Annotated in this window: 26 protein-coding genes; 15 read left to right on the plus strand and 11 right to left on the minus strand. The window is 67.9% G+C overall.

Annotation, left to right across the window (positions count from 1 at the left end; all coding sequences use genetic code 11):
- Positions 1-26: 26 nt before the first annotated feature.
- Genes ACWDU4_RS00435 through ACWDU4_RS00465 form a run of 7 tightly spaced genes read right to left on the minus strand, consistent with a single transcriptional unit; the run spans position 27 to position 5,801 of the window.
- Positions 27-761, minus strand: a complete 735-nt coding sequence (locus tag ACWDU4_RS00435; protein WP_450112042.1) for an acyl-CoA dehydrogenase family protein — start codon at positions 759-761, stop codon at positions 27-29.
- Between the two features lie 50 nt (positions 762-811).
- A complete protein-coding gene (locus ACWDU4_RS00440) occupies positions 812-1,903 on the minus strand; it encodes an acyl-CoA dehydrogenase family protein (protein WP_450111865.1) in 1,092 nt (363 codons plus the stop codon).
- A gap of 6 nt (positions 1,904-1,909) precedes the next feature.
- Entirely contained in the window at positions 1,910-2,335 is a 426-nt protein-coding gene (locus ACWDU4_RS00445) for a nuclear transport factor 2 family protein (RefSeq protein ID WP_450111866.1), read from the minus strand.
- Positions 2,313-3,533 (minus strand): amidohydrolase family protein, encoded by a 1,221-nt coding sequence (locus tag ACWDU4_RS00450; RefSeq protein ID WP_450111867.1) that lies wholly within the window; start codon positions 3,531-3,533, stop codon positions 2,313-2,315. Before ACWDU4_RS00450 ends, ACWDU4_RS00445 begins: the two co-directional genes overlap by 23 nt.
- A gap of 4 nt (positions 3,534-3,537) precedes the next feature.
- Positions 3,538-3,882 carry a hypothetical protein gene (locus tag ACWDU4_RS00455; protein WP_450111868.1) on the minus strand — a complete coding sequence of 115 codons (345 nt, stop codon included), beginning with the start codon at positions 3,880-3,882 and terminating at the stop codon, positions 3,538-3,540.
- Entirely contained in the window at positions 3,875-5,206 is a 1,332-nt protein-coding gene (locus tag ACWDU4_RS00460) for an aromatic ring-hydroxylating oxygenase subunit alpha (RefSeq protein WP_450111869.1), read from the minus strand. Before ACWDU4_RS00460 ends, ACWDU4_RS00455 begins: the two co-directional genes overlap by 8 nt.
- A gap of 4 nt (positions 5,207-5,210) precedes the next feature.
- The gene (locus ACWDU4_RS00465) at positions 5,211-5,801 is read right to left on the minus strand and encodes a carboxymuconolactone decarboxylase family protein (RefSeq protein WP_450111870.1); all 591 of its coding nucleotides are present in this window, start codon (positions 5,799-5,801) and stop codon (positions 5,211-5,213) included.
- A gap of 381 nt (positions 5,802-6,182) precedes the next feature.
- Here ACWDU4_RS00465 and ACWDU4_RS00470 point away from each other — a divergent pair, with 381 nt between their 5' ends.
- From ACWDU4_RS00470 to ACWDU4_RS00540, 15 genes are all read left to right on the plus strand, one after another.
- The gene (locus ACWDU4_RS00470) at positions 6,183-7,529 is read left to right on the plus strand and encodes an ABC transporter substrate-binding protein (protein ID WP_450112043.1); all 1,347 of its coding nucleotides are present in this window, start codon (positions 6,183-6,185) and stop codon (positions 7,527-7,529) included.
- Positions 7,530-7,535: 6 nt separating this feature from the next.
- Positions 7,536-9,659, plus strand: a complete 2,124-nt coding sequence (locus tag ACWDU4_RS00475) for a branched-chain amino acid ABC transporter permease (RefSeq protein ID WP_450111871.1) — start codon at positions 7,536-7,538, stop codon at positions 9,657-9,659.
- On the plus strand, positions 9,637-10,350 hold the full coding sequence (locus ACWDU4_RS00480) for an ABC transporter ATP-binding protein (protein WP_450111872.1): 714 nt from the start codon (positions 9,637-9,639) through the stop codon (positions 10,348-10,350). Before ACWDU4_RS00475 ends, ACWDU4_RS00480 begins: the two co-directional genes overlap by 23 nt.
- On the plus strand, positions 10,347-11,054 hold the full coding sequence (locus tag ACWDU4_RS00485; RefSeq protein WP_450111873.1) for an ABC transporter ATP-binding protein: 708 nt from the start codon (positions 10,347-10,349) through the stop codon (positions 11,052-11,054). Before ACWDU4_RS00480 ends, ACWDU4_RS00485 begins: the two co-directional genes overlap by 4 nt.
- A complete protein-coding gene (locus ACWDU4_RS00490; protein WP_450111874.1) occupies positions 11,051-11,398 on the plus strand; it encodes a hypothetical protein in 348 nt (115 codons plus the stop codon). The genes ACWDU4_RS00485 and ACWDU4_RS00490 overlap by 4 nt, the downstream gene beginning before the upstream one ends.
- Before the next feature lie 2 nt (positions 11,399-11,400).
- The gene (locus ACWDU4_RS00495) at positions 11,401-11,709 is read left to right on the plus strand and encodes a hypothetical protein (protein WP_450111875.1); all 309 of its coding nucleotides are present in this window, start codon (positions 11,401-11,403) and stop codon (positions 11,707-11,709) included.
- A 31-nt stretch (positions 11,710-11,740) separates the two neighbouring features.
- Positions 11,741-13,060: an amidohydrolase family protein gene (locus ACWDU4_RS00500; protein WP_450111876.1), complete on the plus strand. Its 1,320-nt coding sequence runs from the start codon at positions 11,741-11,743 to the stop codon at positions 13,058-13,060.
- A 22-nt stretch (positions 13,061-13,082) separates the two neighbouring features.
- Positions 13,083-14,249 (plus strand): acyl-CoA dehydrogenase family protein, encoded by a 1,167-nt coding sequence (locus tag ACWDU4_RS00505; protein ID WP_450111877.1) that lies wholly within the window; start codon positions 13,083-13,085, stop codon positions 14,247-14,249.
- Positions 14,249-15,016 (plus strand): SDR family NAD(P)-dependent oxidoreductase, encoded by a 768-nt coding sequence (locus ACWDU4_RS00510; RefSeq protein WP_450111878.1) that lies wholly within the window; start codon positions 14,249-14,251, stop codon positions 15,014-15,016. The genes ACWDU4_RS00505 and ACWDU4_RS00510 overlap by 1 nt, the downstream gene beginning before the upstream one ends.
- Positions 15,016-16,272 (plus strand): CaiB/BaiF CoA transferase family protein, encoded by a 1,257-nt coding sequence (locus tag ACWDU4_RS00515; RefSeq protein ID WP_450111879.1) that lies wholly within the window; start codon positions 15,016-15,018, stop codon positions 16,270-16,272. Before ACWDU4_RS00510 ends, ACWDU4_RS00515 begins: the two co-directional genes overlap by 1 nt.
- Positions 16,269-17,132 carry an enoyl-CoA hydratase/isomerase family protein gene (locus tag ACWDU4_RS00520; RefSeq protein WP_450111880.1) on the plus strand — a complete coding sequence of 288 codons (864 nt, stop codon included), beginning with the start codon at positions 16,269-16,271 and terminating at the stop codon, positions 17,130-17,132. The genes ACWDU4_RS00515 and ACWDU4_RS00520 overlap by 4 nt, the downstream gene beginning before the upstream one ends.
- Complete coding sequence (locus ACWDU4_RS00525) at positions 17,132-18,274, plus strand: thiolase family protein (protein WP_450111881.1); 1,143 nt, start codon at positions 17,132-17,134, stop codon at positions 18,272-18,274. Before ACWDU4_RS00520 ends, ACWDU4_RS00525 begins: the two co-directional genes overlap by 1 nt.
- Before the next feature lie 14 nt (positions 18,275-18,288).
- The gene (locus tag ACWDU4_RS00530; RefSeq protein ID WP_450111882.1) at positions 18,289-19,437 is read left to right on the plus strand and encodes an acyl-CoA dehydrogenase family protein; all 1,149 of its coding nucleotides are present in this window, start codon (positions 18,289-18,291) and stop codon (positions 19,435-19,437) included.
- Positions 19,438-19,528: 91 nt separating this feature from the next.
- Positions 19,529-20,146: a TetR/AcrR family transcriptional regulator gene (locus ACWDU4_RS00535; RefSeq protein WP_450111883.1), complete on the plus strand. Its 618-nt coding sequence runs from the start codon at positions 19,529-19,531 to the stop codon at positions 20,144-20,146.
- Positions 20,143-20,643, plus strand: a complete 501-nt coding sequence (locus ACWDU4_RS00540; protein WP_450112044.1) for a hypothetical protein — start codon at positions 20,143-20,145, stop codon at positions 20,641-20,643. Before ACWDU4_RS00535 ends, ACWDU4_RS00540 begins: the two co-directional genes overlap by 4 nt.
- A 162-nt stretch (positions 20,644-20,805) precedes the next feature.
- On the opposite strand, the gene ACWDU4_RS00545 is transcribed toward ACWDU4_RS00540, so the two are convergent.
- The 4 genes from ACWDU4_RS00545 to ACWDU4_RS00560 are packed head-to-tail and all read right to left on the minus strand — an operon-like array spanning position 20,806 to position 24,361.
- Positions 20,806-21,567, minus strand: a complete 762-nt coding sequence (locus tag ACWDU4_RS00545; RefSeq protein ID WP_450111884.1) for an SDR family NAD(P)-dependent oxidoreductase — start codon at positions 21,565-21,567, stop codon at positions 20,806-20,808.
- A 56-nt stretch (positions 21,568-21,623) separates the two neighbouring features.
- Positions 21,624-22,592, minus strand: coding sequence for an NADPH:quinone oxidoreductase family protein (locus ACWDU4_RS00550; protein ID WP_450111885.1), 969 nt, complete (start codon positions 22,590-22,592; stop codon positions 21,624-21,626).
- A gap of 6 nt (positions 22,593-22,598) precedes the next feature.
- Positions 22,599-23,375 carry an enoyl-CoA hydratase/isomerase family protein gene (locus ACWDU4_RS00555; protein ID WP_450111886.1) on the minus strand — a complete coding sequence of 259 codons (777 nt, stop codon included), beginning with the start codon at positions 23,373-23,375 and terminating at the stop codon, positions 22,599-22,601.
- Positions 23,372-24,361 (minus strand): phosphotransferase family protein, encoded by a 990-nt coding sequence (locus tag ACWDU4_RS00560; RefSeq protein ID WP_450112045.1) that lies wholly within the window; start codon positions 24,359-24,361, stop codon positions 23,372-23,374. The genes ACWDU4_RS00555 and ACWDU4_RS00560 overlap by 4 nt, the downstream gene beginning before the upstream one ends.
- Positions 24,362-24,374 lie beyond the last annotated feature (13 nt).

Consider the following 24,374-nt stretch of genomic DNA (forward strand, 5'->3'; position numbering starts at 1 on the left):
CGGACTCCTTTCGTTCTCGCTGTCGCCTACAGGTGCACCAGTCGGGGCGCGGACCCCTGGGTGCGGATGATCGCGCCGGCTTCCCTGGTCAGTTCTCGGGAACTGCCGAGCAGACCGTCGAGTACCAGTGTGCGGCGGACGTGCCGGTGCAGGTCGTGTTCTGCGGTGAACCCGATGCCGCCGAGTACCTGCTGGCAGTGGCGTGCGGCAGTCAGCGCCGCCTGTCCCGCAGCGGCTTTGGCGAGCAGTGAGCCGAGATCGTCGGTCGCGGAGTCGAGGGTGGCCTCCGCTCCCTCGATGGCGACCAGCGTCTCGGCGAGCTTGTGCCGGATCGCCTGAAAACTCGCGACCGGCTTGCCGAACTGAGTGCGATCGAGGGCGTGGGTTCGGGCGAGGGCCAGCATGGCGCGGCTGCTGCCCACCAGCCACCATCCGAGCGCTCTGCGCCCCGCAGCGAGGGGAACGTCGTTCCCCGAGGGAACGATTCGGACCGGAAGCTCACTGTCCAGGCCGGTGTCGTTCGACCCGGTGCGGTCCCACACCACCCAATGCCCGCCCGCTGACGGCAGGGGCACGGTGGACCCGATGGGCAGGCCTGCCGCGGCGAGCACGACGTCGTTGACCAGTGGTGCGTGCGTGCCCGTTTCGCCGAGCAGCCGGAACACCAGCGGCACAGCGACGTCGGGCATCTCCGTGAGCATGTCCGCCCAGCCGAGCTCGGCGAGGGCCTCATAGAGTTCGGCGCCCGTCGCGGATGCCATTGTCTTGCGCAGTGTCTCGTCGAGCAGGTCCAACTCGACGTCGTGAACGGTCACTCCGCCCCCAAACTGAGCAGTCGACGCGCGATGATGTTGCGCTGAATCTCCGCCGTCCCACCGTAGATCGTGGCGGCGCGCGAGTACAGGAATTCCGTCCGCCACTCGGGATCGGTGAACTCGACCGTCGCGGGCAGCACGTCCCGTGCCGTGTCGAACAGTCGCTGTTCGGAGGTGGCGAGCAGCACCTTGTCGATCGAGGTCTCCGGTCCCAGCCGGGCACCGTCCGCCAGACGCCGCTGCGTGGCGTGAGACCGGCAGCGGGCGGTGTGCAGGGCCAGGTAGGCGGCGCCGAGGTCGGCGTCATCCGACTCGGTTGCGACGGCGGCGACCCGGTCGAGTCGGGTGAACAGGTACGCGATCCGATGCCAGAAGCAGGTGGACCGTTCGTGTGGAAGCAGGTCCATCGCCACTCGCCACCCGTCCCCGGGTTTGCCGAGCATCCGGTCGGCAGGCACGACGACGTCGTCGAAGTACACCTCGGCGAACTCGTCGACGCCGTGCATCGTGCGCAGGGGCCGGACGGTGATGCCGGGGGTGTCCATGTCGACGAAGAACGCGGTGATGCCGTCGTGGCCCGGACCGGTCCTGGTGAGCAGCACACAGCGGGACGCATACTGCGCCAGACTCGTCCAGACCTTCTGGCCGCTGACCACCCAGTGGCCGTCGCCGCGGTCGGTGGCGCGCGTGCTCAGCGAGGCGAGGTCACTGCCCGATCCCGGTTCCGAAAAGCCTTGGCACCATTGTTCGCGACCGTTGAGCAGTCGCGGGACCATTTCCGCGGCCAGCTCGGGGCGGGCGTACGAGATCATCGTCGGCGCGAGGACCTCGATCATCGAGTAGATCCCGGGCTCGGCCAGGTCCCGGGTGGCGACCTCCTCGCCGAGAACCGCGCGGAGAACGGCCGGTCCGCCGAGGCCCCCGACCTCGGCGGGCCAGCCGTACCGCATCCAGTCCGCGTCGTGGAGCGCGCGGCGGACGCGGGCCAACTGCGCGACCTGGCCGTCGAGCGAATGATCCGGGCCGGGGGCCAGATCGTTCTCGTCGAGCCACGTCTGCAGACTCGAACGGAATTCGTCGATGTCCATGAACGATCAGGCGCTCGGTCGCTCGAAGGCGTGCGGGATCCCGGAATCGTGCGCGCCGCTGCGACGGATGAACGTCATGGCCCGCGTGCGCAGCCGCCAGCCGTCGGCGGTACGGACGTAGGTGTCGTTGTAGTACCCGATCCGCATGTCGTGGGTGGCCTCCTCGACGAAACAGAGCGGCTGGGTGCCGGTGGCGGTGTCCCCGTCCAGGTCGATCAGCGCGGTGCCGGTCATGAACAGTCCCTTGGGAGCGGCCGCAACCAGTTCCGGAAACTGGTCCAGCGGGAACGCGTCGCCGAACGCACTGTAGGTACCGTCGGGGGTGAAGACGGCGATCACGCCGTCGACGTTGCCGCGGGTCATGTTCACCGCGTACTCGGCGAGCAGTTGGTTGATCTCGACCAGGTCGTCAGTTGTCGACGTTGTTGACATAGACCTTCCCGCCTTTCATGACGAATTGAACGTTCTGGGTGACGGTGACGTCCTGCAACGGATCCCCGGGAACACCGATGACGTCGGCGAGCAATCCCTCGGCGAGCCGACCGCGGTCGGGCGCATTGATCAGCTCGGCCGCCACGACCGTGGCCGCGCGGAGTACGGCAAGCGGGGGCATCCCGCGCTCGACCAGCGCGACGAGCTCGTCGGCGTTCTTGCCGTGGGGGATCGCGGGTGCGTCGGTACCGACCGCGATCTTCACACCGGCGTCGTATGCCTTCTTCACCGACGTCCGGGCGCGGGGGAACATCAGGGCTGCCTTCTCCTGGAGTTCCTTCGGTGCGTGCGAGACATCCATCGCGTCGGCGAGCCGGGTGGTCGGAACCAGGAAGGCGCCCGCCTCCACCATCTTCTCGATGGCGTCGTCGTCGAGCAGGAAGCCGTGCTCGATGCAGTCGATCCCCGCGGCGATCGCCGCTCGGACGGCATCGGCGCCGTGGGTGTGCGACGCGACGCGGAGTCCCCGCCGGTGTGCCTCGTCGACGATCGCCCGCAGTTCCTCGTCCGAATAGTGTTGTGCACCCGGTGTTCCGGTGTGCGACATGACCCCGCCCGAGACGCAGACCTTGATCAGCTGCGCGCCGTGCTTGATCTGGTACCGGACCGCCTTACGCACCTCGTCGACGCCGTTGGCGATGCCCTCTTCGATGGTCAGGTCCAGCACACCGGGGGAGAAGGCCGCGAACATGGTCGGGTCGAGGTGGCCACCGGTCGGGGTGATCGCGTGTCCGGCAGGAACGATCCGGGGACCGTCGACCCAGCCCGCGTCGATCGCCTTGCCGAGCGCGACGTCGAGCAGGTATCCGCCGGTCTTGACGAACAGTCCGAGGTTTCGGACCGTGGTGAAGCCGGCACGCAGCGTGCGGCGGGCGTTGCCCACCGCACGCAGCATGCGCAGCGGAGGGTCGTCCTGCACGGTGGAGTAGACCGGCTTCTCGCCGCGTCCACCCATCAGCAGGTTGACCTCCATGTCCATCAGGCCGGGGACGAGGATCAGGTTGCCCAGATCCACGACCTCGCCCTCGGGTTTGCCGCCGACACCGACGATCCGGTCATCTTCGATCCGCAGAATTCCCGGGCGGACGATCTCGCCGGAGTCGACATCGAGATAGCCGGCCGCCTTGAGTGTCAGCATGGCGTCAGACCACCGGCTCTCGGATGATCTCAACCCAGGCTGCACCGCTGTCGAGCACGCGGGGCTGCTTCCACACCTCGACCGGGAACGACACCATGACCACCGACTGCATCAAGTGCATCAGCCGCTTGGCGTCATCGGGCATGTCGTGCAGAGGGAATCGCGCATCGAGGTAGACCATCACGTCCTCGAGCCGTGCCATGCCGACGTCGTAGAGATCCTGCATCTCCTCCATCGACGAGGCAAGGCGCTTTGCGTAGCGTTCCGGCTCTGTCTGGAGGATCCAGTCACCGAACCGCTCCAGGTCGGCGAACTCGGCCGGCAGCAGGGGAGTCGTCGTCTCAGACATGTGCGACCTTTCCATTGGTCGTGGCGGCGGTGCCGCCGGTCGTGTTGGTCGTGGCGGCAGCCTTGTGCTTGGCCACGTAGTCGCCTGCGGTCTTGTGCAGGTGCCGGAGCAGGATCTCCTGGTCGCACAGCGGGAAGTCGGTGACCGCCCGGGTGCCGATCTGGGTCTGTGTTGCCTCCAGCGTGTTCGCGTCCTGGAGGGCGTATTCCTTGAAGGTGACCGCCGCCAGTTCCTGAGAGAGTCGCTGGCGAGTGTTCTTCGGCGGCACGAAGTAGAGGTTGGCTTCGAAGATGTGCTTGTCCACGGCCGTCGGCCAGTAGTGGTAGGTCAGGTACCAGCCGGGTGCCCAGAACAGCAGGGTGAAGTTGGGGAAGAATTCGAACGAGTCCGTGCCCCAGGTGTTCTGGCGAGCAGGATTGATCGCCGGCGGCAGCTCCTCGGGCAGGATGCCCTTGATGTCGGGGCGGTCCCACGGGCCGAACAGGCCGCTGTGCAGGACCCGCTCGATGGGCTTGACCATGTTCAGGTCCTTCGGCGGGGACATCCCACCCCACGACGAGATCATCGCGTGGTCGTCCTTGATGTCGTAGTGCAGCGCCTCGAACCCGACCTTGGCCAGCTTCTCTGCCTCGTCCTTGGTCGCCTGCTTCATGTGCAGGATCGGTGCGTGGTAGAACTCGGTGAACGCGTCGATGAACAGCTTCCAGTTGGCGTTGATCTCCGAGCGGTAGCTGTAGACCTCGGTCATCTCGTGGAAGGGGTAGCCCTCCAGGCCCTTGGCGAAGTCGCCGAGATAGTCCCCCAGCGGGCCGGCCTCGTCGTCGAAGTTGACGAAGATGAAGCCTTCCCAGACCTCGCACCGCACCGGCTTCAGTCCGTAGGCGCCCTTGTCGAGGTCGAAGAACTCGCCTTCCTGCTGAACGAAGGTGAGATCGCCCTTCAGGCTGTAGCGCCACGCGTGGTACTTGCAGGTGAACTGGCGGCAGCTGCCCGCGACTTCCTCGCCGGGATAGTCGTTCCACACCAGCTTGTTGCCGCGGTGCCGGCAGAGGTTGTAGTACGCCCGGACCTCACCGTCGCCGTCCTTGACGATGATGATCGAGGTGCCGGTGCCCACCGACGGCATTTCGCGCGTGAAGTAGCTGCCGGTCTTCGGAAGGCGCTCCACGCGTCCGACATTGAGCCACAGCTTCTTGAAGATCGCCTGCTGTTCGAGCTGCCAGTGCTCCGGGTCGATGGAATCGGAGTAGTCGACGGGCTCGGTCCCGAGTTCGGGCCAGTTCTCGGTCCAGCTACCCACGGCTGGCTTGGTGAAGTGTGACAAGGGTCTACCTTTCGTTTCCGGGCCCGTGGCCGCTGTGCTCGATGTCGCTGTGCGCGAGGTTCTTGTGTGCGATTTCGTCGGGCGCGAGGCCGAATGTGTTGATGGCCATGGCCATGGTCGAGTAGCCGCCGACGGTGAAGACGAAGTCGAGTCGCTGGCGGTCGTCGAGTTGCGCCCCGAGTGCCGCCCAGGTCGCGTCGGTCAGCCGGGACGTGTCGCCGAGCTCGTCCACGGCGCTGAGCACCGTCTGCTCGAACTCGTCGTTCGACTTGCCGAGCCGGGTCGACTCGATCTCCTCGTCGCTGAAACCGGCTTCCCGGGCGATCTCGGTGTGATGGTGCGACTCGTACGCGCAGTCGTGGCGGTGCGCCACGCGCAGGATGGTCAGCTCGCGCAGGCGCGCCGGCAGTGTCGACCGGTACAGCAGGTGAAGGCTGAACCCGAGGAACGACTTCGTCAGGTCGGGGTGTCGAGCGAGTGTCGACAGCATGGGGCCCGCGCCGTCCGGGTGCTGGCGGTCTCTCGGGAGCATGCCGGCGAATGCGCGGCGAGTGTCGTCGTCCCATTCGTCCGCCGGTAGCGGTGTCAGTCCCATCCGTAACCTCCTCTCATCGAGAGAATAGCATTCTCATTTCTGAGCACAAGGTTTCCACGTCGGGTCCTGATAGTCAACGCCTGGGGGTGACTGCGCTCGGCGACCCGCTGTCGAGGGCTTTTGTCGGCGGTTGGCCGCTTCGCCCCGTTCGGCCTCTCTGCCTGCGGTGCTTGATTCACGGATCAATCAATTCCTGCGGACTCTGTTGATTCTCTCTCAAGGAGAAGCTAGTTTCCCACCAGTGAGAGCAATACTGCCCATCGGGGAGTGACCTGAGTCGAGGTCGGGCGCTCACGCAGATCGCCTGCACCGGCTCGACGACGAGCCCCAGCGGAGGAGGACCAGGTGAAAGCACAGCGAACAGTCGTCGCCCTTGCGGCGATGGCGCTGCTGGTCGCGGGATGTAGTGGCCGCGGCGACAGTTCCGGTTCGGAGGAAGGCGCCGGAGGTGGTGGCACCAGCAGTTCAGCGGCTTCGGGCGACTTCGGTGACCTCACCGATGTCTGTCAGTCGGGTGACGCGAAAAGCGCTTCCGCACAAGGCGTGACGGCCGACGAGATCAAGGTCGGCGTGTTCACCGACATGGGCTTCACCAAGAACTCGGAGTTCGCCGACGCGGCGAAGGCGTTCTCCTCCTGGTGCAACGAGGCCGGCGGCATCAACGGCCGCAAGATCACCGTCAACATTCGCGACACGAAGCTGATGGAGGTCCGGCAGCGGATGCTCGAGGCCTGCCGCGACGACTTCGCCCTCGTCGGCGGCGGTGCCGCCCTCGACGGTCTCGGCGTCAAGGAGCGCCTGAACTGCCTGCTGCCGAGTTTCCCGGCGCAGATTGCCCAGGCCCAGTCCGTCGGCGCGGACCTCGAGGTCAGTGCCGCGCCCACCCAGGTTCCCGGCTACGACCCGTACTACGGGTACCGGAAGTGGCTGATGACCGATGCGTATCCCGCATCGGCGGCCGCTGTCGGCATCATCAACGGCGACTCGCCGGTGACGAAGAATCTCGGCGACCAGGCGGTCGAGGCCACCCAGGCCGGGGGCGGAACGTTCGTCTACAACGACCTGTACCCGGCGGCCGGTGTCGCGGACTGGACCCCCTATGCGCAGGCGATCAAGGCCAAGGGCGTCAAGGGCCTGATCTTCTACGGCGACTTCAAGCAGCTGGCCAAGCTCGAGGACGTCCTGACCGGCATGGACTACAAGCTGGACTGGATCGACGCCAACAGCAACGCCTACAACGAGTCGTTCCTGGAGCTGGCGGGCAACTCGCTCGACGCCCAGAACAACTTCGCCGATCTCGGCGGCGTCGCCCCGCTGGAGAGCGACAACCCGGCGACCAAGCAGGTCACCGAGATGTTCGAGCAGTACGCACCGGGTGCCCAGATCACCCTGCCCGCGATTCGTGCGATCTCGTCGTGGCTGCTGTTCGCCAAGTCGGCCGGCGCCTGCGGTGACGATCTCACCCGGGCCTGCCTGCTGGAGAACGCGAAGAAGCAGACGGAGTGGACCGGCGGGGGACTGCAGGCGCCGGTGGATGTGTCGAATCCGACCGTCCCGCAGCCGTGCTTCAACGTCGAGGAGGCCACGCCCGACGGGTGGAAGGCCGCGGACTTCGAGCCGGACAACGGTCTGTACCGCTGCGACGTCGCGCCGTACAAGTACACGAAGGACTACGGCAAGCCGCTGACTCTCGCCGACGTCGGCAAGAGCATGAGCGACGTCGGGTAACGGACCATGGAGCAGTTCCTCGCCTTCGGGATCGTCGGGCTGAGCGCGGCCGCGATCTACGCGATCATCGGCAGCGGCCTGGTGGTCACCTACACGACCACCGGGGTGTTCAACTTCGCGCACGGTGCGGCGGGCATGATGGCCGCGTTCGCGTACTGGCAGCTCAGCGTCGGCTGGGGGTGGCCGGTGCCGTTGGCGCTGGCCACCGTGCTGCTGGTGCTCGCGCCGGCGTTCGCCCTCCTGGTCGAGCGAGCGATGCGGCCGGTGCAGGCTCTCGGTGAAGCCGAGCGAATGGTCATGACGATCGCGTTGCTCAGCGGTCTCATCGCCCTCGCCCGGTGGATCTGGGATCCCAACACGGCCCGCTCGTTGCCGAAGTTCTTCGCCGACCAGACGCCGCTGCGGATCGGATCGGTGACGATCACGTGGCACCAGGCACTGACCATGATCGTTGCCGTGGCCGTTGCGATCGGTCTGCGAATCCTGCTGACGCGCACCAGAACCGGTGCCGAGATGCGGGCCACCGTCGACGATCGCGGCCTGGTCGGCCTGACCGGCGCCGACCCGGTGCGGGCCAATCGGGTGGCGTGGATGCTCGGTACCGAGCTGGCCGCGATCGGTGGCATCCTCATCGCCCCCACCATCGCCCTCGACTCCACCCAGCTCTCGCTGCTGATCGTCAGTGCATACGCGGCGGCCATTTTCGGCCGACTGCACAGTCTGCCGATGACGTTCGTCGGCGCCATCGTGGTCGGCTGCCTGGAGAGCTACCTGACCGGGTACCTGCCGCAGAACGAGTTCCTTCCCGGGTTGCGGCTCGCGGCTCCCGCGCTGCTGCTCCTCCTCGCGCTGTTGCTGTTCCCGCACGGTCGCCTGCGCGGCCGGGACCGGCAACTCAGTCAGGTTCCGCTGCCCACGATGCGCGGCACGCTCGCCTTCGGCGGGGTGGTCGTCGCGTTCGGCGTCGTCCTCGCCACCGTGTTGGGCGAGGCCGACCTGGTCACCTACGGACAGATCTTCGCCTTCGGCGTGATCGCGTTGTCCTTCGTGCCGCTGGCCGGCTACGCGGGGCAGATCTCGTTGTGTCAGTTGAGCATGGCCGGTGTCGGTGCGATCGTGTGCGCCAGGTTCGGTGCGCAGGGACAGTGGTGGGCGTTGATCGTCACCGTGCTGGTCACCGCCGTCATCGGCGCGGTCATCGCGTTGCCGGCGTTGCGGCTGTCCGGAATCTACCTGGCGCTCGGCACCGCGGCCTTCGCCGTGATCCTCGACCGCTGGATCTTCACCCTTCCGTCCTTCAGCATCTTCGGCACCGAGATCACGCTGTTCGATCAGGGATCGGTGGAGTTGGTGGGGCCCAACCTGTTCGGCTTCCAGATCGACACCCCGGCGGAGACCACGGTGTTCGCGGCTGTCTGTCTGGCGCTGGCGACGTTGGCCGTCGCCGCGCTGCGACGCGGACTGCTCGGCAGACGGCTGATCGCACTGCGCGACAGCGAGGCCGCATACGCGACACTGGGCGGCAGCCTGCTGATGACCAAGGTGCTGGTGTTCGCCGTCTCGGCCGGAATCGCCGGTCTCGGCGGCGCGCTCTACGGCATGCAGTTGCGTTCCGTCACCGCCGACCAGTTCAACTTCGTCATGGGACTCTCGCTGTTCCTGATCGCGGTGCTCGGCGGCCTCGGCGCCGTGGGCAACGGTCTGTGGACAGGAACCATGCTCGCCGGCCCCTTCAATGCGATCGTCGCGCTCTGGCCGGCAACCCAGAACTTCATCCAGGCGGTGCCCGGTCTCGCCGGCGTCGCGTTCGGTGCTCCCGCCGTCCAGCACGGCGCGATCTCCCTGATGCGCAAGAGCTGGGACGCCACCCTGCGGGACGGACTCGTGATGTCGGTGCTGGGGGGCTGGGCGGTGCTGCTGTGGGTGCTGCGTCTGGCCGACGTGATCAACGGCTACGTCCTGTTCGGAGGCGTGGTGCTCGGAGCGCTCGCCGCGCTCTGGTGGGGCAACGCCCGGCACCGGCCGCCGTCGCAGGCGCCCGAGATACCGGTCGAGTGGTGGGGGCTCGAGCGCCCCTGGCGCCCGGAAGACGAGGAGGAGCTGGATCGTGCCATCGCTGCTCGAAGTTGACGACATCGCGGTCGTCTTCGGAGGACACCGCGCTCTGGACGGGGTCACGCTGACGGCCGAAGAGGGCCACGTCACCGGCCTGATCGGACCCAACGGCGCAGGCAAGAGCACGCTGTTCGACGTCGTCTCCGGTCTGCGCCGTCCCGCCGCGGGGCGAGTGCTGCTCGGCGGCCAGGACGTCACCAGGGCCGGTCCGGCCCGCCGCGCCCGACACGGGCTGGCCCGGACGTTCCAGCGCCTGGAGCTCTTCGGTCGGCTCAGCGTTCGCGACAACCTGCTCGTGGCCGCCGAGCTGGGACCGGAGCGACGTCACGCGTCACGGGTGGTCGACGAGATCATCGGACGGTTGGGCCTGGAGTCGGTCGCCGACACCTGTGCCGACTCCGTGACCACCGGTACCGCCCGCCTGGTCGAGGTGGCACGCGCGCTGGCGGTTCGACCGACCCTGCTGTTGCTCGACGAGCCGGCCGCCGGCCAGGACGCCGCGGAGACCGAGCGGTTCGCGGCGTTGCTGCGATCGCTCGCCGAGGGCGGCACGGCGGTCCTGCTCGTCGAGCACGACATGGAACTGGTCATGAACGTGTGCGACACCGTGCACGTGCTCGACCTCGGGCGGATCATCTCGGTCGGCACGCCCGAGGCGGTCCGAAGCGACGAGGCCGTGCTGGCGGCCTATCTGGGGCAGGCATGAACGCGATACTCGAACTACGCAACGTGCGCGCCGCGTACGACGCGATCACCGTTCTGCATGGCATCGATCTGAGCGTCGAACCCGGGCAGATCGTGGCCCTGCTCGGGCCGAACGGCGCGGGCAAGACGACCGCGTTGAAGGTTGCCGCCGGTGTACACCCGGTCGCGTCGGGGCAGCTGCTGCTCGGCGGCCGTGACGTCACCGGTGCTGCGTCCCGGGATCTGGCCCGAACCGGGGTCTGCCTGATTCCGGAGGGGCGGGGAGTGTTCCCCAACATGACCGTCCGCGACAACCTGCTGATGATGACGTTCACCGGCAAGTCCAGGGCCGAGATCGAGGAGACTGCCTTCAGCCGCTTTCCGATCCTCGGTAAGCGGGCCTCGCAGATCGCGGGGACGATGTCGGGAGGCGAGCAGCAGATGCTGGCGCTGTGCCGCGGTCTGGCAACGGATCCCGCGGTGCTGATGCTGGACGAGCTGTCCATGGGCCTGGCGCCCCTGATCGTCGATCAGCTCTACGAGCAGGTCGCCGAGATCGCCCGGCAGGGGGTTTCGGTGCTGGTCGTCGAACAGTTCGCATCGACCGTTCTCGACATCGCCGACCATGCGGCCGTCCTGGTCCGGGGCCGGGTGCAACGTCAGGGCGTCCCCGACAGTGAATTCCGCACCGAACTAGCCGCCCTCTACCTAGGGAGTCCCACATGACATCGACAGAGACCCGCGCGGATCGCTTCACCCGTGAACTCGCCGAACTGAAGATCCCCGACCCGTCCGCCGGCCGGTCGAGCCTGTGGCTGCGCCTCGGCGTGGCGGCGATGGTGCTCGGCCCGGTCCTGGGGGTGGTGGCATTCCTGATGTCGCACAACACCTCCGATCCGCTGGTTCAGCGCGACGCCATCATCATCGCCCTCATCGGGATCGCGGTCGCGGTGGTGGGTGCCGCGGTGTACCTGCGCTATTCACTCACGGGATTTCTCCGCTTCTGGATGGCCCGTCAGTCCTTCGACCTCGGTCAGCTCGCGGACCGGGCTTCGGAAAGTGAGGTTTGATCATGTCCACGACACTGCGTCCCGGCGAACAACTCGCCAGCACCACCTGCACCACCCGGGTGGTGGTCGTGCGTGCCCCGTCCGACGGCGCGGCCGAGATCGGTTGCGGCGGAGCTCCGATGGTGGCCGCGACCGGTGGCCGGCCCGCCGGTGGACCCGTCAAGGATGCCGTCACGGTTCTCGGCAAGCGCTACGTCAACGAGGGTGAGTCGGTGGAACTGCTCTGCACCGTTCCCGGGGTCGGCGAACTGACCTGCGACGGCGTGGTGATGACCGTCAAGGCGGCGCGCGCGCTGCCCGCCTCCGACTGATCTCGCTTCTCCCGATTCGAAAGGGACGACTATGAATGTCGATGACATGATCCTGATCAGCGTCGATGACCACGTGATCGAGCCGCCCGACATGTTCGTGGGCAGGTTGCCGAAGAAGTACGAGGCCGAGGCGCCGCGGCTGGTCCACCGTGAGGACGGCACCGACGTGTGGCAGTTCCGCGACACCGTGATTCCGAACGCCGCGCTCAACGCCGTGGCCGGCCGGCCGAAGGAAGAGTACGGGATGGAGCCGCAGGGGCTGGACGAGATCCGCCCCGGTTGCTACGACGTCCACGAGCGGGTCAAGGACATGAACGCCGGCGGCATGCTGGCGCAGATGAACTTTCCGTCGTTCCCCGGTTTCGCGGCGAGGTTGTTCGCCACCGAGGACCCCGAGTTCTCGCTGGCACTGGTGCAGGCGTACAACGACTGGCACATCGAAGACTGGTGTGGCGCCTACCCCGGCCGGTTCATTCCGATGGCCCTGCCGGTGATCTGGGATGCCGAACTGTGCGCCAAGGAGATCCGGCGGGTCTCCGAGAAGGGCGTTCACTCGCTGACCTTCACCGAGAATCCGGCGGCGCTCGGTTACCCGAGCTTCCACGACGAGTACTGGACCCCGGTGTGGAAGGCGCTGGTCGACACCGAGACCGTGATGTCGGTACACATCGGGTCGTCCGGCAAGCTGACCATCCCGGCGGTGGACTCGCCGCCCGACGTGTTGATGACCCTGCAGCCGATGAACATCGTCTCGGCCGCCGCGGATCTGCTGTGGTCGAAGCCGATCAAGGACTATCCGGATCTGAAGATCGCCCTCTCCGAGGGTGGCACCGGGTGGATTCCGTACTTCCTCGAGCGGGTCGATCGCTCCTTCGAGATGCACAAGGCGTGGACGCTGCAGGACTTCGGCGGCAAGCTGCCCAGCGAGGTGTTCCGCGAGCACTTCCTGACCTGCTTCATCAGCGACGCGCTCGGTGTGAAGCTGCGGCACGAGATCGGCATCGACAACATCGCCTGGGAGGCGGACTACCCGCACAGCGACTCGATGTGGCCGGACGCGCCGGAGCAGCTGCACAGGGACTTCGCCGCCGCCGGCGCTTCCGATTCCGACATCGACAAGATGACACATCTCAACGCCATGAAGTGGTACTCCTTCGACCCCTTCGCGCACATCCCGCGCGAGCAGTGCACGGTTGGGGCCCTGCGGCAGCAGGCCGAGGGCCACGACGTGAGCATCAAGGCCCGCAGCCACCGCACGATCGGAGCCGAGGAGAAGCTGGAGGGTTACCGCCAGCGGGCCCGCGCGGCCGTCGCCCTGGCGAAGTCCGGTGGCCCGGCCACCCGAGCGTGACTAGGAATTCACAGTGAGTGGAATGAGTTTCGAGCTGACCGAGGATCAGGAACTGATCCGGAAATCGGTCGCCGAGTTGATGACCAGGTTCGACGACCAGTACTGGATGGAGAAGGATCTCGCCCACGAGTTCCCGACCGAGTTCTACCGCGCCCTCGCGGACGGTGGGTGGCTCGGGATCACCATGCCGGAGGAGTACGGCGGGCACGGCCTCGGGATCACCGAGGCGACACTGCTGCTCGAGGAGGTGGCGCGGTCCGGCGGCGGTATGAACGCCGCGAGCGCGATTCACCTGTCCATCTTCGGGATGCACCCGGTCGTGGTGCACGGTTCCGAGGAGCTCAAGCAGCGGACGCTGCCGCGGATCGCCAACGGCGATCTGCACGTGTGCTTCGGCGTCACGGAACCCGGTGCGGGACTGGACACATCGAGGATCACCACGTTCGCCCGGCGCGACGGCGATCACTACGTTGTCAACGGACGCAAGGTGTGGATCTCCAAGGCGATGGAGTCCGAGAAGATCCTGCTGCTGACCCGCACCCAGCGCTTCGACGAGGTGTCGAAGAAGACCGACGGCATGACGCTGTTCCTCACCGACCTCGACCGCGCGCACGTCGACATCCGGCCAATCCGGAAGATGGGGCGCAACGCAGTCACCTCCAACGAGTTGTTCATCGACGACCTGCGGGTTCCGGTGGAGGACCGGGTCGGTGAGGAGGGCAAGGGATTCCAGTACCTGCTCGACGGGCTGAACCCGGAACGGATGCTGATCGCGGCCGAGGCGCTGGGTATCGGGCGGGTCGCACTGGAGAAGGCGGTGAAGTACGGCAATGAGCGGGAGGTCTTCGGTCGCCCGATCGGCATGAACCAGGGCCTGCAGTTCCCGCTCGCGGACTCGCTGGCGCATCTGGATGCGGCGGAACTGGTGCTGCGCAAGGCAACCTGGTTGTACGACAACGGCAAGCCGTGCGGCCGCGAGGCGAACACCGCGAAGTATCTGTGCGCCGATGCCGGCTTCACAGCCGCCGACCGGGCGCTCCAGACGCATGGCGGCATGGGCTACTCGGAGGAGTACAACGTCGCCCGCTACTTCCGCGAGGCCCGCGTCATGCGGATCGCGCCGATCAGCCAGGAAATGATCTTGAACTACCTGGGTTCACACACTTTGGGACTGCCGAGGAGCTACTGATGGCCGACAAGAATGGACTGTTCGATCTGACGGGGCGCTCGGCCCTGGTGACCGGTGCGGCCGGTGGCATCGGCTCGGCGGTCGCCGAGGCCCTCGCAGCGCAGGGGGCGGCCGTGCTCGTCACCGACGTGGACGCCGACGCCGCAGCCGCCGTCGCCGAGCGGATCTGTGCGAACGGCGGCAAGGCCGACTCGGCCGGACTGGACGTGCGGGACCGGAGCGCCGCCGACGCGGCCGTGGCCAAGGCGGCCGGTTTCACCGAGGGCACCCTGCACATCCTGGTCAACAACGCCGGCGCGACCGCGCCTGCGATGTTCGCCGACCTCACCGCGGAGGCGTTCCAGTGGATGCTCGACATCCACCTGCTCGGGGCCTTCCACTGCTCGCAGGCGGCGCTGCCGTTCCTGCCCACCGACGGCACCGGACGGATCATCAACGTCACCTCGTCGGCCGGTATCACCGGAACCCTCGGCCAGGTGAACTACTCCGGCGCCAAGGCCGGCATCATCGGCCTGACGAAGTCGCTCGCCCGTGAGCTGGCCCGCAAGCAGATCCTCGTCAACGCGCTCGCGCCGCTGGCGGCGACGCCGATGACCAAGACAATCCGCACAGACGAGAAGTTCTCGGCGCAGATGATCTCTCGTATTCCGTTGCGTCGCTGGGCGGAACCCGAGGAGGTCGCGGGCGCATTCGTGTTCCTCGCGTCGGACGCGGCGTCCTTCGTCACCGGCCAGGTGCTGCCGGTGGACGGCGGAATGGTCATGTGATGCCGCAGACCACGGCAGCATCCGACCCGACCTCCGCGTCCGGTCCTCTGGCCGGGGTCACCGTCGTGACCCTGGAGCAGGCCGTCTCGGCGCCGATGTGTACTCGCACCCTCGCCGATTTCGGCGCACGCGTCATCAAGGTGGAGAACCCGAAGGGCGGGGACTTCGCCCGCGACTACGACGACGTGGTGAACGGCCTTGCCGCGCACTTCGTCTGGGTGAACCGGGGCAAGGAGTCGGTGACGCTCGACCTGAAGTCGGATGCCGGCATCGAGACGCTGCACCGGTTGCTCGACCGGGCGGACGTGCTGGTGTCGAACCTGGCGCCGGGAGCGACCGCTCGCCTCGGGCTCGCCTCCGCGGACCTGGAGGCACGTCATCCGGACCTGATCGCGGTCGAGATCGACGGTTTCGGTGCGGGCGGTCCGCTGTCCCACAAGCGGGCCTACGACCTGCTGGTGCAGGCGGAGTCGGGGGTGTGCGCGGTGACCGGGCGTCCCGGCGAGCCGGCCAAGCCCGGCCCCCCGGTCGCCGACGTCAGCACCGGTCTGTATGCCGCGCTGTCGATCATGGCCCTGCTCTACGGCCGGGACAGAGCCGGACAGGGGGGTGCGCCCGCGGTCACCGTGAGCCTGTTCGACACGATGACCGAGCTGATGGGCTACCACCTGACCTACACGCGCCACGCGGGTGTCGATCAGCAACCGCTGGGCATGAGTTCACCCGCGGTGGCCCCGTACGGGTCGTATCCGACCGCGGACGGACAGACGGTGGTGCTGGGGACCACCAACGACCGGGAGTGGCAGCGGCTGGCCCGTGAGATCCTGCGCCGGGACGATCTGGCCGACGACGAGCGATTCCGGACCAACTCGGACCGTGTCGCGAACCGTGAGGTACTCGACGCGGAGATCGGCGCGTGGTGCGCCCGGAACGACCTGGAGTTCATCCAGAAGACCGCGGACGCCGCCGCGATCGGCAACTCGCGCTACAACCTGGCGAGCGAGGTGCTCGACCATCCCCAGTTGGCGGCACGGAACCGGTGGCGCCGGATCGACACACCCGCGGGCCCGATCCCGGCGCTCCTGCCGCCGCCGGTCATCGAGGGCTTCGACCCGCCGATGGGCGCGGTGCCCGGGCTCGGCGAGCACACCGACCGGGTGCTCGCGGAGTTCGGGATCGGCGCCGGGGAGATCGCCGACCTCCGCGCCGAGGGGGCGATCGGACCCGAGTACCGCGACGATCGGTCGCCGGCATGACCGGGCCGGCTGTGCTGCTCACCGTCGACCGGGGTGGTGTCCGGACCCTCACCCTGAACCGGACGCACCGCAAGAACGCGATCAATCCGGAACTGTGGGTGGTCCTGCGGGACGCGCTGGAGGCCGTTCGCGACGATCGCGACGTCCGCGCGCTTGTCGTGACCGGTGCGGGTGGTGCGTTCTGTTCCGGAGCCGACCTGGCGGAGCTCTCGGACGCCCATCCCACCGAGAAGATGCGGCTGCTCACGGACGTGGCGTTGCTGCTGCACGACCTGCCGGTACCGACGATCGCGAAGGTTTCCGGGGTGGCCGTCGGCGCGGGCTGGAACCTCGCACTCGGGTGTGACCTGGTGGTGGCCACACCCGAGTCGACGTTCTCGCAGATCTTCGCGCGGCGGGGGCTGTCGCTGGACCTGGGCGGCTCGTGGCTGCTGCCCAAGCTCGTCGGCCTGCAGCAGGCCAAGCGGCTGGCTTTGCTGGCGGAGACGATCGACGCGGCACGCGCCCACAACCTGAACCTGGTCACCTGGGTGGTGGAGTCGGGGGAGATCGACGGTTTCGTGGACGAACTCGCGGATCGGCTGGTTGCGGGACCACCGGTGGCACTGGCTCAGACCAAGGCGCTGCTCAACGAGGGCGCCGATCGAACCCTGCGCGATGCACTCGCCAACGAGTCCCGCGCTCAAGCAATCAATTTCGGAACCGTCGATGCGCCCGAGGCGTACACCGCGTTCGCCGAGAAGCGTCAACCCCGGTTCACCGGGCAGTGGGCTGTGCCTCGCGTTCACGCCGGTGCCACGTCCCCTGGCCCCAGCGTCCGCCGGGACGACATCGACGACAGTGTGAAAGTGGAGAACTGATGCGTGAAGTAGTGATCGCCGAGGCGGTTCGAACCGCCGTGGGCAAGCGGAACGGCGGCCTGTCGGGCGTACATCCGGTGGACCTGTCGGCCGACGTCCTGCAGGCGTTGGTCGAGCGCGCCGGCATCGACCCGGTGGTCATCGACGACGTCGTCTGGGGTTGTGTCTCGCAGGTCGGTGACCAGTCGAGCAACGTCGCCCGGTACGCGGTGCTCGCCGCGGGGTGGCCCGAGAGCATTCCGGGCACCACCGTCAACCGTGCATGCGGGTCGAGCCAGCAGGCCCTCGATTTCGCGGTCCAGGCCGTCATGTCGGGGCAGCAGGAGGTCGTCGTCGCGGGCGGGGTGGAGGTGATGAGCCGGGTTCCCCTCGGCGCGGCGCGCGCCACCGGCATGCCGTACGGCCCGAAGGCGCTGGCCCGGTACGGCAATGCCGGATTCAACCAGGGCATCGGCGCCGAGATGATCGCGGACAAGTGGGGGCTCACGAGGTCCGTGGTCGACGAGTTCTCCGTTCGGTCGCACGAGCGCGCAGCGGCGGCACAGGACGCCGGCGCCTTCGAGGCCGAGATCGTCCCGGTGACAACGGAGACCGGCGTGGTCTCGGTGGACGAGGGCATCCGCCGTGGTACCACGGTGGAGAAGCTGGGCTCTCTCAAACCCGCGTTCCTCGACGACGGTGTCATCCACGCCGGCAACTCGTCGCAGATCTCCGACGGCGCGGCGGCGCTGCTGGTGACCACGCCGGAGCGGGCCCGTGAGCTGGGCCTGACGCCCCTCGTGCGGTACGTGGCCGGAGCCGTCGTCGGGTCGGATCCGGTGCTGATGCTCACCGGACCGATCCCCGCCACCGCGCGGGTGCTGCGCAAGGCCGGCATCGACCTGCGTGACGTGGGCGTGTTCGAGGTCAACGAGGCGTTCGCGCCCGTCCCTCTGGCATGGCTCGCGGAGACGGGCGCCGATCCCGGCCTGCTCAATCCGCTCGGCGGTGCGATCGCCCTCGGGCACCCGCTGGGCGGCTCGGGCGCGGTCCTGATGACCAGGATGATTCACCACATGCGCCGCAACGGGATTCATCGTGGACTGCTGACCATGTGCGAGGGCGGGGGCACGGCCAACGCGACCCTCGTGGAACTGGCCTGAGGACTGGGGAGATCATGCGTCGAGACGTTTTCACCGAAGATCACGAGGCCTTCCGTAAGCTGGCACGTGACTTCATCGAGAAGTACGTTGTGCCCGACTACCCCGCCTGGGAGAAGGCCGGCCGGATGCCCCGCGAGATCTTCCGGAAGCTGGGATCTCTCGGAATGTTGGGGATGGCGATCCCGGAAGAGTATGGGGGAGCGGGTGTTCCGGACTTCCGGTACAACGTCATCCTGCAGGAGGAGGCGGCCCGCGCGCTGGTCACATTGAGCACGGTGCGCACCCAGCTCGACGTCATCCTGCCGTACTTCCTCGAGTACGCGAACGAGGAACAGCGGTCGCGCTGGTTCCCCGGCATGGCCGCGGGCGAGTTGCTGACCGCGATCGCGATGACGGAACCGGGCACCGGTTCCGACCTCGCCGGCATCCGGACCACTGCCCGGCGGGAGGGCGACGAGTACGTCCTGAACGGGGCGAAGACGTTCATCACCGGTGGGATCCTGGCCGAACTCGTCATCGTGGTCGCGCGGACCTCCACCGACCCCGACAACCGCCGGGCCGGTTTGACCCTGCTGGTCGTGGAGGACGGGATGCCGGGGTTCGTTCGCGGTCGGGTCCTCGACAAGATGGGCTGCAAGGTTCAGGACACGGCGGAACTCTCGTTCGAGGACGTGCGGGTTCCGGTGGCGAACCGCCTCGGTGCGGAGGGCGAGGCATTCCGCTACCTCGGCCGGAACCTGCCGCAGGAACGCATGACGGTGGCCACCGGATCGGTGGCGCAGGCGCGCGCGGCTGTCGCGACGACCATCGACTACGTCAAGGAGCGCAGGGCGTTCGGGACGCCGGTGGCGTCGTTCCAGAACACCAAGTTCGAACTGGCGGCGATGTCGGCCGAGATCGAGGCGGCGCAGGCGATGCTCGACCGCGCCGTGCTCGATCTCGTCGACGGCGAGTTGTCGGGTGCCGACGCGGCCCGGGTGAAGTTGTTCTGCACCGAGGTGCAGGGGCGCGTCGTCGACCGCTGCCTGCAGTTGTTCGGCGGGTACGGGTACATGACGGAGTACCCGATCGCGCGGCTCTACACGGATGCCCGGGTCGCGCGCATCTACGCAGGCACCAGTGAGGTCATGAAGGTGATCATCGCGAAGTCGTTAGGCCTGTGAACCAGAGTCGGGTGTGTCACACTGTCGCCGAAATATGACCCTTGTCACAACCGCGAAACCAACCTACTGTGTGCTCAGTAGGTTGGTTTGAATGAAGGAGAGCTCGCCCGTGCAACGGCCGTATGCAGCGCTTCTCGCCAAGGGGGAGGACCGGAAGCAGCGAATCCTGTCCGTGGCGCAGCGGTTGTTGGTACGGAACGGGTGGCGCAACACGTCGCTCGCGCAGATCGCCAAGGAAGCGGGAGTCACCACCGCGGGACTGCTGCACCACTTCGAGTCGAAGGAGCAGTTGCTGAACGCGGTGGCCGATACCCGAGACGCGGACGACATGGCTCGCGTCGACCGGACCGGTGACCTCATCGAGCAACTCGAGCGGGTGCCGCGCCGGTTCGACGAGTCGCCCGACCTCGTCGGCCTGTTCACCGTTCTGCTCATCGAGAACCTCGAACCCGATGCGTTCCTTCACGACCGCCTACTCCACAGATCCCGGGCCTCGGTCGCCACCGTCGAAACAGGAATCCGGCGCGGTCAGCGCGCTGGAAGGTATCGAACCGACGTGGACCCGGCCGTCAAGGCGGTGGAGATCATCGCCTTCTTACACGGAATGGAGACGCTATGGCTGCTCGATCGTTCGATACCGCTGAACGAGGTCTTCGCGGAGTACATACAGTCGCTCAGACGGCAGCTCATGCCCGCCGGCACAGCCTGAGGCATCGACTGGTGATGGTCGGCCCCAGCGTGGTCGACGTTGTTCGTCTCGCCGGTGGTTGGGTGTTCGATCGAGTGACCGCCGGGTGGGACGTCACCGTTGTCGTCGCGGATCATCCCGATGTTCGACCGCTGGAGATCCTCGGGGCCCGCACTCTGGATCTGGATTCCGCACTCGCCGATCAGAATGGGCCGTACCCGCAGGCGCTTGCCGTGTCGGCGGATCTCTTCCGGAACGACGATCGGATCCGGCGGGGTGTCCTCGACACCCTCGAGCGGGGGGACATGGACGTCACGATGTGGGGCGAGACCTGTCCGGCCGAACTCGACGAGCGCTTCGACGCCGGGCAGCATCGGCTCAGCTGTGCGGCCCGAATGTTCAAGGCCCAGGCTCTCGCTGCGGCCGCCGCCGCGGTCGGTCCGGTCGGCGTCACGGAACCGTTCCGCATCGATCGCCTGCGTCCGCCGGGTGGACTTCGCCTCGTCTCGGCGAGCTGACGGAGCTTCCGCGCGGGACGGATCGGGAGCGGAGAAGTCCTTCCCGCTCGCGGCCCGCCCGGACTTCTGGCCGGTGAGCGGTCGCTGAGGCCTTGTTCGGAGGCGACCCTGTCGGGGCGCCTCCGAACGAGTGGCCGGTCGGGCGGTGGCCCGAAGGCGGTGTCAGCGCAGGACGGTGCCGCCGTCGACGTTGACGACCTGACCGTTGATCCACGATCCGTCGTCGGAGACGAGGTAGGCGACCATTCCGGAGACGTCGGCGGGCCGGCCCAGACGCGGGCTCCGGGTGCGGGAAAGCATGCGCTGCTTGGTGTCCGCCGGCAGTCCCTGTTCGATCTCCGGGGTGAGGATGAGGCCCGGAGTGACGGCGTTCGCCCGGATCCCGTCCCGGCCCCACCTCGATGCGACGTGGCGGGCCAGGGTGTTGATCCCGGCTTTGGTGGCGGCGTATGCCGGCCGGTCCGGTTCGCCGTTGAACGAGGCGATCGACGACGTGTACACGATCGCGCCGCCGCCACGCTCGAGAAGCCGGGGTACGGCGTGCCGGGTCACGAGCATGTGCCCGCGCAGATTGACCGCCACCGTCCGATCCCAGATCTCGAGGTCGATGTCGACGACATTGGTGTCGTGGCGCACCGCCCCCATGTCACCGGCGTTGACGTGGACCGCATCCAACCCGCCGTGTTCCGTCACCACCGTGGAGACGAGGTTCCGAACCGAGTCGTCGTCGGAGATGTCGAACTGTGCGGCCAGCGCCTCGCCACCCTCGTCGGCGATGGAGGCCGCGGTGCGTGCGGCCCCGTCCCCGTCCAGATCGCCGACCACCACCTTCGCGCCTTCGCGTGCCAGTCGGCGAGCGGAATCCGCGCCGAGTCCGGTGGCGGCCCCCGCCACGAGCACGACCTTGTCCTTCAGTCCCTGCACAGGTGGATCTCCTTGTTTGGTCGTAATCCATTGGAGTACAGCGTGAGTTGTCCGTTTCAGGGCGTGACGTCGAGCAGAACCTTCCCGATCGCGCGGCCGTCCGCGACCTGCCGCAGCGCGTCGGCGGCGGCGTCCAGAGGGAACACGGCGCCGATGTGCGGGACGACTCGCCCGGTGCGGAGCAGCTCGGTCAGCTCGAGTTCGTTGCGGCGGAACTCGTTCGGCGGAACGTCCTGGAACTGGAAGCCGAGGATGTGTACGCCCTTGACCAGAACCAGGTTGAGTGGGAGCCGGGGAATGACGCCGGACGCGTAGCCGACGGTGACGAACCGTCCGCCCCGCCGCAGCGTGCGCAACGCGGGCTCGGAGAGGTCGCCTCCCACCGGATCGATCACGGCGTCCGCGCCGTCGGGCAGGGCGCGGCGCAGACCCGCCCGCAGATCGCCGTCGCGATGGTTGACCAGGTGCCGCGCCCCGTAGGACGCGGCCACGTCCAGCTTGTCGGGGGAGGAGGCCGCCGCCGTCACCGAGGCGCCGAGGGCAACCCCGAGTTGCACCGCGGCGAGCCCGACACCCCCACCCGCCCCGAGCACGATCAGCTCGTCGCCGGCCCGGACCCGTGCCACCGACCGCAGTGTGTGGTGGGCGGTGCGGAACGCGACGCCGAACGCCGCCGCGGTGCACAGGTCGACGCCGACCGGGACCGGGGACAGCCTGGACGCGTCGGCCACGACCGCCTCGGCGAAGGCACCGACCAGACCGGTGAACGTGACCGGGTCGCCGACCGCGACGGCGTCGACGTCGTCGGCGATCTCCTCGACCACCCCGGCGAACTCGCTGCCGGGCACGAACGGGGGAGGCACGCTGATCTGATACCGGTCGGCGATCAGCAACACGTCGGGGAAGTTGACGGCCGCGGCCCGCACCCGCACCCGCACCTGGCCGGGGCCGGGTGCGGGCACGGGGCGGTCCTCGACGCGGACGACCTCCGGCGGCCCGTACGACGGGCAGACGACCGCACGCACGTCAGCTCACCTGCCGGTCCACGCGGGTGGCCGCTTCTCGATGAACGCCGCGGCGCCTTCCTTGGCGTCCTGACTCGAGAACACCACCGCCTGCCACTCGCTCAGCCGCTCGTCGGCGCGGGCAGGCTGGGCGACCGAGAGGCGGGCGAGTTCCTTGCACGCGGCCAGGCCGAGGGGGGCGTTCGCGGCGATTCGATCGGCGTAGTCCAGCGCGGTGTCGAGCACCGCGTTCGGGTCCACGACGGCATTGATCAGGCCGAGCGCGTAGCAACGCTCGGCGGTGACGGTGTCGCCGGTCAGCGTCAGCTCCAGTGCAGCGCCCAGCGGGATCCGAGTGCCGATGAACGTGCCGCCGCCGCCGGGGAACAGGCCCCGCTTCACCTCGGGGAACCCGAACATCGCGGCCGAGGAGGCCACGATGATGTCGCAGCCGAGCAGCAACTCGAGTCCGCCACCGATTGCCGTCCCGTTCGCCGCGCCGACGATGGGGATCGGCACCTCGCCCCGGCCGAGCCGGAGGTAGGCCGCGGTGGCCTCGTCGGTGCCGTACCCGACGTCCTCGCCGTCGGCGAAGGCACGCAGATCCATTCCCGAGCAGAACGCCCGGTCGCCGGTGCCGGTGAGGACGATGGCACGGATCTGCGGATCCGACTCCGCCTCGAGGACGGCGGCACCGATGCCGCGGATCATGGCTCCGGTCAGTGCGTTTCGTGACTCGGGGCGGTCGAGGCGCACGATCAAGACGGGTCCCCGGCGCTCGATCGCCAAGCCTTCGGCGATCATGAGCGGTACCCGGTGGACTCGGCGAGCTCCGCGGCGGACCGCATCAACTCGGGCACGATCGGGCCGAACGACTGCAACTTGAAGTCGTCGCCGGCGCGCTGGAAGCCCTGTTCCAGCACGATAGCGAGCTTCCACTGCGCGAGCACCAGGTAGTAGTCGAGGTCGTCGACCTGACGACCCGACACCTCGGCGTAGTGGGCGACCACCTGTTCGCGCGACGGCATGCCCCGCAGGTCGACGTAACTGGACTCGGATGCCTCCGGGGCGTTCGTGTCCTCGGGCCACCCCTGCAGCATCCAGGCGAGGTCGAGCTTCGGATCGCCCACCGTGCCCATCTCCCAGTCGACGATGGCGGCCAGCCGCGCGGGAGCACCGTCCTTGAACATCACGTTGGCGAACTGGTAGTCGCCATGCATGAGCCCTGGGACGAAGTCGAGTGGCCGGTGCGCGCGCAGCCAGTTCGTGGCGACGTCCATGCCGTCGAGATCGCGGCCCTTGATGCGCTCGAAAAACGTTGTCCAGCGGTCCACCTGGCGTTCGTGGAACCCGTCCGGGCGGCCGAGGTCGTGCAGACCCTTCGCCTTCCAATCCACCTTCGACAGCAGCGCGATGCCCTCCGCAAGCTGATAGGCGAGCCCGGCGCGGGCCTCGAGATCGGAGGTGAACGGCTCCGTCCACTTCTTGTGGTCCATCGGCGACCACCCGTCGATGAAACCCATCAGGTAGAACGGACGGCCGAGGACCGACGTGTCCTCGCAGGCGGCGATCGCCCTGGTGTGCGGCACGTCGGTTCCGTCGAGGGCCTGGATGATCCGCCACTCGCGCAGGATGCCCTCGTCCCGGTTGGCCGGTGCGTGGGGAGGCGGGATCCGGATGACGACGCTTTCGTCGTCGCGGGTGATCTCGTAGATCTCGTTCTGCGTTCCGCCGGAGAGGAATCGGGCTTCGAGCGGGGCGCCCTTGCCGGGCAGGCCCATACCGTCCATCCAGGTGGCGAGG

The organism is Rhodococcus sp. NPDC003348, from assembly GCF_053589375.1.